General features: G+C 71.4%; 9 protein-coding genes. 4 read left to right on the top strand and 5 right to left on the bottom strand.

Annotation, left to right across the window (positions count from 1 at the left end; translation table 11 throughout):
- Window positions 1-61: 61 nt before the first annotated feature.
- On the bottom strand, window positions 62-2,323 hold the full coding sequence (locus DP939_RS29595) for a hypothetical protein (RefSeq protein WP_113984114.1): 2,262 nt from the start codon (window positions 2,321-2,323) through the stop codon (window positions 62-64).
- 205 nt (window positions 2,324-2,528) lie between these two features.
- Here DP939_RS29595 and DP939_RS29590 point away from each other — a divergent pair, with 205 nt between their 5' ends.
- Together DP939_RS29590 and DP939_RS29585 are read left to right on the top strand one after the other, a co-directional pair.
- Window positions 2,529-3,281, top strand: a complete 753-nt coding sequence (locus DP939_RS29590; RefSeq protein ID WP_113984113.1) for a polysaccharide deacetylase family protein — start codon at window positions 2,529-2,531, stop codon at window positions 3,279-3,281.
- A gap of 131 nt (window positions 3,282-3,412) precedes the next feature.
- Entirely contained in the window at window positions 3,413-4,225 is an 813-nt protein-coding gene (locus tag DP939_RS29585; RefSeq protein ID WP_113984112.1) for a polysaccharide deacetylase family protein, read from the top strand.
- Between the two features lies 1 nt (window position 4,226).
- Here DP939_RS29585 and guaA read toward each other — a convergent pair whose 3' ends face one another.
- Window positions 4,227-5,777, bottom strand: a complete 1,551-nt coding sequence (gene guaA / locus DP939_RS29580; RefSeq protein ID WP_404828614.1) for a glutamine-hydrolyzing GMP synthase — start codon at window positions 5,775-5,777, stop codon at window positions 4,227-4,229.
- A 223-nt stretch (window positions 5,778-6,000) separates the two neighbouring features.
- Here guaA and DP939_RS29575 point away from each other — a divergent pair, with 223 nt between their 5' ends.
- On the top strand, window positions 6,001-6,741 hold the full coding sequence (locus DP939_RS29575; protein WP_225878594.1) for an SDR family NAD(P)-dependent oxidoreductase: 741 nt from the start codon (window positions 6,001-6,003) through the stop codon (window positions 6,739-6,741).
- Between the two features lie 11 nt (window positions 6,742-6,752).
- Here DP939_RS29575 and DP939_RS29570 read toward each other — a convergent pair whose 3' ends face one another.
- The gene (locus DP939_RS29570; protein ID WP_263972356.1) at window positions 6,753-7,550 is read right to left on the bottom strand and encodes an SAM-dependent methyltransferase; all 798 of its coding nucleotides are present in this window, start codon (window positions 7,548-7,550) and stop codon (window positions 6,753-6,755) included.
- Window positions 7,551-7,782: 232 nt separating this feature from the next.
- On the opposite strand from DP939_RS29570, the gene DP939_RS29565 reads away from it, so the two are divergent.
- Window positions 7,783-8,646: a maleylpyruvate isomerase N-terminal domain-containing protein gene (locus DP939_RS29565; RefSeq protein ID WP_158578753.1), complete on the top strand. Its 864-nt coding sequence runs from the start codon at window positions 7,783-7,785 to the stop codon at window positions 8,644-8,646.
- A 24-nt stretch (window positions 8,647-8,670) separates the two neighbouring features.
- Here the strand turns inward: DP939_RS29565 and DP939_RS29560 are convergent, their stop codons facing one another.
- On the bottom strand, window positions 8,671-9,039 hold the full coding sequence (locus DP939_RS29560; protein ID WP_113984107.1) for a VOC family protein: 369 nt from the start codon (window positions 9,037-9,039) through the stop codon (window positions 8,671-8,673).
- Between the two features lie 95 nt (window positions 9,040-9,134).
- The gene (locus tag DP939_RS29555) at window positions 9,135-10,688 is read right to left on the bottom strand and encodes a DUF885 family protein (protein ID WP_113984106.1); all 1,554 of its coding nucleotides are present in this window, start codon (window positions 10,686-10,688) and stop codon (window positions 9,135-9,137) included.
- Window positions 10,689-10,715: the final 27 nt, after the last annotated feature.

Raw genomic sequence — 10,715 nt, 5'->3', positions numbered from 1 at the left:
CGGCCCTCACGGACGCGCCGCCCGCCGCCGCGCCGGGCGCGGCGCACTGATGACGTGGCTTTTACACGAACGGGGAGAAGATGTCGGGGTTCGCGGCCCAGGGGGTGATCTGGTAGACCGCGCAGTCGCCCGAGCGGAAGCGCAGCGCGGTGTACCGGCCCACGTCGTCGCTGAGCAGCGGGTCACGCTGATCCACCAGCAGCCAGCGCACGCCGTGGCCGGTGAGCAAGCGGCGGACCGCCTCCCTGGACGGCTCCCGGAACACCGCGTCGTTGGCGGCGAGCCTGGCCTGGTCCCAGAAGATGAACGTGGTGTAGCGGTCGGCCTGGTAGTCCACCACCTGGCCGAGGTTGGTCGGGGTGTAGCCCCAGCCTTCGACGAGCATCCGGCGCTCGCTGTAGGCCGAGGCCCAGAAGTGCCGGTTGTCGCAGTGGCGTACGCGCACGCCCCGGCAGTGCACGTTGGTGGCGATGATCTCGCCGTGGCCGGTGTTGGCGCGCAGCCAGCGGGCGGCCTCCATCCCGCCGCGCGGCACCTCGGGCACCTCGGGGATCGCGTGCGGCCCGCCGGAGTAGGCGTTGAGCTGCCCGGTGACCTGCGGTCCTGCGCACAGCCCGGCGAGCAGCAGGAGCACCGCGGCCACACCGCCGGTGGACCGCAGCACGACCAGCGCGGTCAGCGCGGCGGCCCCGGCCAGGATCGCGACCGGCACCAGGGCGGTGTCCATGTTCAGTACGTCGCCTGCGGCGCTCCTGGTCTCCATCGCGAGGGCCGCGCCGCCGGTCAGGCAGACGGCGATCAGCGCCGGGCGCGCCAGGGCGGGGACACGCGCGAGCGCCACCCGCAGTCCGGCCGCCGCGAGCACCGCCAGGTACGGCCAGCCGCCCCGCAGGAAGTAGAGCTGGCTCACGCCCGGGTGCCCGAACATCAGGGCCGCGCCCGCCGAGGCCAGGCCGATGCCCAGGCAGACCGGCACCATCGGGTTCTTCCAGTGCGCGCGGCGCAGCAGCGCGACCCCGGCGAAGGCGACGGCCCAGCCCGCGCCGAGCGCGACGCTGACCGCCACGGTGAGCCGGGCGGGGTCGTCGCCGGGGGCCGGGTGGGTGGACACGAGCCAGGCGGCGAGCGCGCCCGGACGTACGCTCATCCCCTGCGACGCGCCGCCGAACACGACGAACTGCGCGAACGCCAGTACGGCGGCGGTCATCGCGAGCAGCGCGAGCACCACGCGGTCCCTGCGGAACAGCAGCAGCAGCGCCAGCCCCGCGCCGATCAGCGGCACGAACGTGGCCTTGGCCCCGGACACGGCCGTCAGCAGCACCAGCACCAGCGCCAGCCGCGCGGGCGTGGCCCGGCGCAGCACCCCGGCGATGGCCAGGGTGAGCGCGGCGAACAGCGCCGCGCCGAAGGTCTGTGTGGGGCTGAGCCAGGTCAGCGTGCCCGCGAGCGCGCCGCTGGGCAGCGGGCTGTCCCGCCAGCCGAACAGGTCGGGCGTGCCCGCCAGGTACGACAGCGCGACCGCCGCCGCGCCCGCCCACCAGGACCCGGCGATCCGCCGCCCGAGCGCCGCGACCAGGATCGTGAACGCGGCGGCCATCGGCAGGATGGCCAGCCGGTAGAGCACGGTCTGCGCCTCGATGCCGGTGGCCCAGCTCGTCGCGGCCAGGTCGGCGTACAGGAACCAGTGGTAGGCCAGCGGCTCACCCGCCACCTCGGGGACCGTCGGCGGCATGTGATGGCGCAGCTCGCCGACCAGCGACAGATGGAACGGCATGTCCACATAGGGGGCGGCATTGCCGGGCCAGGCCAGTCCATGGGCGCGGTAGAACGCGGGCGCCGCGAACACCACCAGCGCCATGACCAGCCCGGCGAGCGTCCACGCGGCACCCACGGGCACCCGCTCGGCCTGAGGGCGCAGGTGGTAGTGGCGGCGCAGGGCGGGGACCACGGCGAACAGGACGATGGTGATCACTGGCCAGGCCAGGAACGCGCGGGGGGCGCCCGCTGCGCGGGCTGCGGCGTAGGCGCCGATCTCCAGGGCGTAGCCGACGGCCGCCCCGGCGGCCAGTTCGACCGGGAGGGCGCAGCGCCGGGGGCCGCAGGCGCGCCAGATCAGGGTGCCGGGCACGACGATGCCCAGGACGAGATAGCCGAAATAGCGCGCTATATCGGGGCCTGGGGTGTCGTGCGCGAGCAGTGTCACCACCGCCGCGGCCAGTACCGCCGCCCCGGGCAGCAGCCGTACGCCCGGGATGCCGCGCGGGGGCCGCTCGGCCGTGCTCCGGCGTCCGGCCTGCTCGATCGCGGTAGTGGCGACGGTCATGGGTGCTCGCAATCCGGCTCGGTGACGGGAGCCTGGATGCGTAAATGTAGCGAACGGATCACAGGTAATGGCGTTCTGTAATCGTGACCCACCGATAGCGGATTGGAATATGCGGGTACCGGGCCCTCCGCGAAAGATCTGCGGTTAGGTATGGTTTGCGCAGCGCTATGGGCTTTTCTTTAGGTAAGTGAGAGGAAAAACACATATGTCTGGATGGGTTCGGGTGGGGGTGGCGGCGGTGGCGATGAGCGCGTTAGTCCCGCTCGGGCCCTCGGCCGAGGCGTCGGCCGCCACAACGGCCGTCAAGCCGGTACAGCAGACCGCACGGACCAAGCCGGCCAAGCCGGTGAACTGCCACCGCGCCAAGTGCATCGCCCTGACCTTCGACGACGGGCCGGGCCCGCACACCGCGCGCCTGCTCGACACCCTCAAGAAGAACGGCGTCAGAGTGACGTTCTTCCTGGTCGGCGAGATGGCCCAGCGCCGTCCCTCGGTGGTGCGCCGGATGGCACGCGAAGGGCACGAGATCGCCAACCACACCTTCTCCCACCCCCGGCTGACCGAACTCGGCTCCAACGAGATCGCGTCCGAGATCAGGCGCGGCAAGGCCGTCATCCGGAGGCTGACCGGTCGGCAGCCGGAGATGCTGCGCCCGCCGTACGGGCTGACCGACGAGCGGGTGGAGGCACTGGCGGGGGCGCAGGGCCAGGCGGTGATGCTGTGGTCGTCCAGTTCGCGGGACTGGGAGCTGCGGCGATCCGACCTGATCGTCAAGCGGGCGCTGAAGCTGGCCCGCCGGGACGGGATCATGCTGCTGCACGACATCGTGCCCGGCACGGTCCGGGCGATCCCCACCCTGCTGAAGGAACTCCGCAAGCGCGGCTACACCGTCGTCACGGTCAGTGAGGCCCGCCGCGGCAAGCTGCCCGGACCTGGGGAAAGGTGGCCCGCCCGCTGACTTGACGTCACCCGGGGGTGTCAACTCAGAGGAGATCCACAGCTAGTTATCGGTGCACAAGTGACAGATGGGGCGCTACGGTAGTGCGCTGCCCGAGTAAGTCAATCTCGTATCAAAGCGAGGAGCACCCGATGGCTCGCCATCAACGCGCCCGGCTCCCCCTCGCCGTGGCGCTCGCCGGGGCTCTGGCCGGCATGGGCGCGGCAGCACCCGCCGCCCATGCCGAGGCCCCGAAGAAACCCCCGAAGAAGGAAGCGAAGGTGGACTGCGCCAAGGTCAAGTGCCTCGCACTGACTTTTGACGACGGTCCAGGAAAGTACGCCGGCAAACTGCTCGACACGCTCAAGAAATACGACGCCAAGGCGACGTTCTTCCTTGAGGGGCAGTATGCGAAGTCCCGGCCCACGTTCGTCAAGCGAATGGCCAAGGAAGGCCATGACCTGGGGAACCACAGTTACAAGCACCCGAAGTTCCGGGAGATCACCGAGCAGGAGATCAGCGATGAGCTGACCTCGACGCAGGAACTGGTGAAAAAGGCGGCGGGCAAGGCGCCCACCATGATCCGCCCGCCGTACGGGGAGTTCGACGAACGAACCGTGCGGATCGCCGCCCAGATGGGCCTGCCGCTCGTCCTGTGGAACGGCGGCTCGCGCGACTGGGCCACCAAGAACGAAACGGCCATCTACAAGGAAGTGCTGCGCAGCGCCAAGCGCGATGGTGTCATCCTGATGCACGACTGGGTGCAGCAGACCGTCACCGTGATGCCCAAGCTGCTCAAGGAACTCAAGCGGCAGGGCTATCACCTGGTGACGGTCACGTCGTTGCTGCGCGACGGCCGCAAGCTGGAGCCCGGCGAGATCTACCCCGACCCGAAGGTGAAGCAGGAGGACCTGGAGTCCCCGCCGGAGGACATGCAGTCGCCGCCGGACGACGAGGAGTACTAGGTCACTCCCACTCGATGGTGCCCGGCGGCTTGCTGGTCACGTCGATCACGACCCGGTTGACCTCGCGTACCTCGTTGGTGATCCGGGTCGAGATGCGGGACAGCACGTCGTAGGGCACCCTCGCCCAGTCGGCGGTCATGGCGTCTTCAGAGGTGACGGGCCGGAGCACGACGGGATGACCGTAGGTCCGCCCGTCACCTTGGACGCCGACCGAGCGCACGTCGGCGAGCAGCACCACCGGGCACTGCCAGATCTCGCGGTCCAGGCCCGCGCGGGACAGCTCCTCGCGGGCGATGGCGTCGGCCTCGCGCAGGATGTCGAGCCGGTCGGCGGTCACCGCGCCGATGATCCGGATGCCCAGGCCCGGCCCGGGGAACGGCTGCCGCCACACCATGGCCGGGGGCAGCCCCAGCTCCTCACCGGCCCGGCGCACCTCGTCCTTGAACAGCGTGCGAAGCGGCTCGACCAGCTCGAACCGCAGGTCTTCCGGCAGGCCGCCGACGTTGTGGTGGGACTTGATGTTGGCGGTGCCGGTGCCCCCGCCGGACTCGACCACGTCGGGGTAGAGCGTGCCCTGGACCAGGAAGTCGACCGGCCCGTCCTTCATGATCGCGCGCTGCTCGTCCTCGAAGACCCGGATGAACTCCCGGCCGATGATCTTGCGCTTCTCCTCCGGCTCGGTGACCCCGGAGAGCGCGTCGAGGAACCGGTCGGCGGCGTCCACGACGCGCAGGTTGACCCCGGTGGCGGCCACGAAGTCGCGTTCGACCTGCTCGGCCTCGCCCTTGCGCAGCAGCCCGTGATCGACGAACACGCAGGTCAGCCGGTCGCCGATGGCCCGCTGCACGATCGCGGCGGCCACCGCGGAGTCGACGCCGCCGGACAGCGCGCAGATCGCCCTGCCCTCGGGGCCGATCTGGGCCTGGACCGCCGTCACCGCGTCCTCGACGATGTTGAGCATCGTCCAGTTGGGGCGGCACCCGGCGGCGTCCAGGAAGTGCTTGAGCACCGCCTGGCCGTGCTCGGAGTGCAGCACCTCCGGGTGGAACTGCACGCCGTACAGGCCCTTGGCGGGGTCTTCGAAAGCGGCGACGGGCGTCTCGGCGGTGGAGGCGGTGACCGCGAACCCGCGCGGCGCGGCGACGACGGAGTCGCCGTGCGACATCCACACCTTCAGCGCGGACGGCAGCCCGGAAAGCAGCACGCCTTCGCGCGCCACGGTCAGCTCGGTGCCGCCGTACTCGCCCACCCCGGTGTGCGCGACCTCGCCGCCCAGCGCCTGCGCCATCGCCTGGAACCCGTAGCAGATGCCGAACGTCGGCACCCCGGTCTCGAACAACCCGCGGGGCACGGCGGGCGCGCCCTCGGCGTAGACGGACGAGGGGCCCCCGGACAGGATGATCGCCTTGGGCTTGCGCGCCAGCATCTCCTCGACCGGCATCGACGACGGCACGATCTCGGAGTAGACGTGGCACTCGCGCACCCGCCTGGCGATGAGCTGCGCGTACTGCGCCCCGAAGTCGACGACGAGGACGGTGTCGAACTCAGACAACGAAAAGACCTCCAAAGGGCACCCGCGGTAAGTCGAAGTCTATCGACCCCGGCCAGGCGGACCGGCCCTGCTCCCCGCCCTCAGCGGGACGGTTCCCCGCCCGGCGGTTCGACACTGCGTGTTAGATCTTCCACCGCCACGGGGTACACACCTGTCCACTCCCCATGAATCCCCATGAATCCCGACCAACCCCCGACAACCCTAGGAGAGACCGTTGAGCGGAGTGATCGTCACGGGAGGCGCGTCAGGTGTCGGACGGGCCTGCGCGCTGGCCATCGCCGAGGGCGGGCGGCCGGTCGCGGTCTGGGACGCGGACGAGGCCGGGGCGCGGGGGACGGCCAAGGAGGCGGCGATGCTGACCCCGCTGCCGACGTTCGGGATCGCGGTGGACGTGGCCGACACCGCCTCGCTCGGGCCCGCCGTCGCCGCCAGCCGGGCGGTCATCGGGCCGATCGGCGGGCTGGTGCACGCCGCCGCGACGTTCGGGCCCGCCGCCGTCAGGGAGGTCACCGACGAACGCTGGGACGCGGTGCTCGACGTCAACCTGCGCGCCCAGCTCATGCTGACCAGGGCGCTGCTGGGCGACCTCGGCGACGCGCCCGGCGCGGCCGTCGTGGGCATCGGCGCGATCGAGGGCATCGTGGGCCTGGCGGGCGCGCCCGCCTACTGCGCGGCCAAGGCCGGTCTGCTCGGGCTGACGCGTTCGATGGCCGCCGAACTGGCCCCGGCGGGCATCAGGGTCAACGCGGTGATCCCCGGCTACATCGACACCCCCGAACTGGCCGACGCGCTGGACGGCGACCGCGCCGCCGTGTCGATGTTCGCCTGCAAGTCGCCGCTGGACCGGCTGGGCCGGCCGGAGGAGGTCGCCCACGCCGTGCGGTTCCTGCTGAGCGACGAGGCGTCCTTCATCACCGGAACGCACCTCACCGTGGACGGCGGGGCCACCTCCACCGACCTGTGAGACGAAGGTGATCAGGGCACCCTGCCGACACCCGCCGCGATCCGCAGGCTGGTCGCGGGGATCCGCTCGTCCGGCGACCAGTCCTGTACGTCGGCCACCCCGGGGCCGATCAGCTCGAAGCCCGCGAAGAAGCGGCCGATCTCGGCGCGCGTGCGAAAGCGCATCGGCGAGGGCGAGTTCACCGATATCTCCTCCAGTTCGGCCTGGGCCTTGGGATCACTCCCGTCGCTGCAGAACTGCGAGATCATGACGTGGCTGCCCGGGACCATCCGCTCCCTGAACCGCGCCACCAGGGCCGCCGGGTCCTCCGCGTCGGTCACCAGGTGGAACAGCGCGGCGAAGAGCACCAGCATCGGCCGGTCATAGTCGATCAATGATCGGACACGTGGATTGTCCATGATTCCCGCGGGATCGCGGACATCGGCCTGTAGCGAGATCACCGACGGTTCGGTGGCGAGCAGCGCGTTGTTGTGGACGAAGACGATCGGGTCGTAGTCCACATAGGCGACCCGCGCTCGCGGGTTGATTTCCTTGGCCGTCTCATGGACGTTCGGTTCGGTGGGAATGCCGGTCCCGATATCCAGGAACTGATCAATGCCCTGTTCTGCGCACATCCGGACGATTCTTAACAGTAGTCGGCGCTGGGCCCGGCCTAACAGGGGAAGATCGGGAGCGGCCCGCATGACCTTCCGCGCCGCGGCCCGGTCCACGGCATAGTTGTCCTTACCGCCAAGGACGTAGTTGTACGCCCTGGCGTGACTCATCTGGCTCATGTTGATAGTGGGCGGAACGCGCTCAGAGTCGGTCACCGTGGCCCCCCTCGCAGCCGTGACGAATAGATCCCGGCTAGATCATATATGATATGAGATAGGCTGAACGGGCTAACATATCGTAATTTTTCATTCTTTTCGGCGGCGGGGGGACTCCGGAGAACAATCTTCGGTCACCCCGCTCGGGTGGGCGCCCTGCGCATTCCCGGCCTGTGGAGTGCGCATGGTAGATAATCTTCATCCGAGATCTGGACACGAGCGAACCTCCGATATGGACCCCTCCCGGCTACGTTCCGCCCTGCTCGCCGCCGTGCGCGGCGGCTCCGGGCGAAGACCCGCGCACCGCGTGCCCGCCTACGCGGCGCCGTACGCCGACCGGGTCGCGGCGCTCGACGTGCTGCTCACCGCGCTCCCCGCGTCCGGGTGGGCCGCCGTGGTGGTCCACGGCTGGACCCCGGCGGGCGTGGCGGGCCATCTCATGGCCGTGGACGGCCTGCTCGCCGCGGCGCTCGGCGCGCCGGTGATCGGCCCCTCCGCGGCCGGTGACGACCCCGAGTCCAGGACCGACCTGGTCCTCGACGCGCTGCGCGACCGGCCCGGCGCGGAGGCCGCCGACCGCTGGCGGGAGCAGGCCGCGGCGCTGTGCCACCACCTCAACACCGCGGACTCACTCCCCGGCGAGGAGGAACGGATCACCGCGACGGCGGTGACGATGCGGCTGCGCGACCATCTGGCCATGCGGGCCTACGAGACGTGGATGCACTCCGCCGACATCTGCTCCGGCGCGGCCGGCGGGCTGGAGTTTCCGCTGCCGGTGCCCGAGCACGTGCACACCCTGTCGCAGTTCGGCTGCCGCCTGCTGCGCACGTCCATGATGATCGCGGCGGGCGGCGCCCCGGACGAGCGGGCCGCGCGGATCACGCTCACCGGCCCCGGGGGCGGCACCCGGGTGGTGTACTTCGGCCGCGAGCGGGTGGAGCCCGCCGCGGAGATCGAGATGGACGTGATCGACTTCTGTTTCCTGCTCGGCGACCGGCTCGGCCCGGACGAGATCGAGGCGACGGTCACCGGCGATCCGGGGCTGGCCCGCGAGGTGCTCACCGCCGCCCCCCTGGTGACCCGGGTGCGCCGCTGAGCACGCCCGCTCAGCCGTGCCCGCTCAGCCGTGGGCGGTGTCGATCACGCAGAAGCGGTTGCCGTCGGGGTCGGCCAGCACCACGAAGTCGGGGTCATCGGGGTAGCGGTCCCACTCCACCCGCTCGGCGCCCAGCCCGATCAGCCGCGCCACCTCGGCGGCCTGCTCGGCCGCGTCGCCCGCGTAGAGGTCGAGGTGGACGCGCGGGTGCTCCTGCACAGGCGTCTCGCTGAGGCCCAGCGCCAGCCCGAAGCCCCGCCCGCCGGGCGGCACCAGCACGGCCCAGTCGTCGTCCATCTCCTCGCGCAGCACGTAGCCGAGCGCCTTGGACCAGAACTCCACCGCCCTGGGCACGTCTTCGACGCCGAGGACCACCGTACCGATGCGCAGCATGCCTGCGAGTCTGGCAGAACCGGCCGACGATTCCGCATGGGCGAGGCCCGGCGCTCCCGGGCCTCGCCCAGCCTCGCCCAGCCTCGCCCAGCGCGTCAGGCGGTCAGCGCGTTGCCCAGCAGGCCGAGCGGCGGCGCGCCGAAGTCCAGCATGGCCTTGTGGAACCGCTGGAGGGTGAACCCGCTCCCCCACCGGGCCCTGGCCTGCTCGCGCAGGTCGAGGATGGCCAGCTTGCCCAGGGTGTAGCGGCCGTAGGTCGGGTCGTAGGCGGCCCGGGAGGCCTCGGACAGCGCCGCGGGACCGGCTATGTGGGTGTCGGCGGCGAACCTGCGCGCGCCCTCCTCCACGGTCATCGCGCCGGAGTGGACGCCGATCGCGCAGGCCAGCCGGGTGACCCTGACCAGCGACTCCAGCCACACGCCGATCTCGAAGCGCAGGTCGTCGGCCTCGAAGCCCTCCTCGACGCACAGTTCCTCGGCGTAGTGCGCCCAGCCTTCGATGAACGCGGACGACTGGAGGGTCCGCCGGACCGGGGTGGGCGCGTGGCGCAGCGCGCGGCCGTGCGAGAAGTGCCCGGGGGCGACCTCGTGGACGGTGATGCCCGGCAAGGTGGTGTCGCTGAAGACCTCCAGCCAGTCGGCGATGTCCTGGGCGGGCCAGGAGGGGTCGGGCGGGGTGATGTGGTACCACGACGGGCTCTCCGGCTCGCCCGGCGCGGCCCAGCTCATCATGGCCATGGCCCAGCGGCGGGACTCGGGGGCCAGACCGACCGCGCACTCGCCGTCCAGGTAGGGCACCAGCTCGCGTTCGCGGGTGAACTCGATCGACTTCTCCGTCCAGTGCCTGGCCGCCTCGATCACTCCGTCGCCGTCGGGGCGCTGCTTGACCAGTTCCCGGCACACGTCGAGCGGCGCGCGGTCCGCCGCGCCGTACCGGGCGCAGGCGTCGGCCAGGCGCTCCATCAGCCGGTCGCGTTCGGCGTCGGCGCGTTCGGCGAGCCGTCCGGTGTCCACTTCCATGCCGTCGTCCGCGCCCATCAGCGCGGCCAGCCCGTCCGCGCCGAGCGCGGCGTCCGGGTCGCCGTCGGCGGCCATCCCCTCAACGTGCGCGACCAGCCGGGCGTGCGCCTTGATCGCGGTCTCGTCCTCGACCCCGGCGGCGAGCCCGCGCACCGCCCCGAGCAGCGCCTTGGCCACCGGGGCGCTGAGCAGGTCGAGGGAGGCGATGGACGCCTCCACCGCCTCCGGCCACAGCGCCAGGTGCGCCCGCCTGGCCGCCTCCCGTTCGGCGGCGGGCGCGTACTCGCGGTCGTAGCAGGCCAGGTCCAGGTTGCCCAGGTGGTCCATCAGGTTGCGGCGGTGCAACTGGAGCCGGTCGAACCGCACCCGCCTGGACTCCTCGAAGACCTGGAGGTGCGCCGCGTCGTGGGGGTCGGCGGGCAGCGGCCCGTGGCCGAGCGCGGCCACGGCGGCGCGCACCCCCTCAGGGGAGAGGTCCTGGATCCTCCCGTCGTACTCGTGCCGTCCGGCGGACTCCCTCACGTCCGCCATCGCCAGGTCGCAGACGGCACGCAGCCGGCCGTCCACGTCATCAACGTTGCCCGAGTTACCGGGATCGCCGGAATTACGGGAGTTGTCGAGTTCGCTCATGCCCAGACGTTAGCGGTCATGGCCCGC

The sequence above is a fragment of the Spongiactinospora rosea genome (assembly GCF_003315795.1).
Classification (GTDB): Bacteria; Actinomycetota; Actinomycetes; order Streptosporangiales; family Streptosporangiaceae; genus Spongiactinospora; species Spongiactinospora rosea.
Note: the sequence above shows the minus strand (reverse complement) of the source record. Positions and strands in the feature narration are given on the sequence as shown.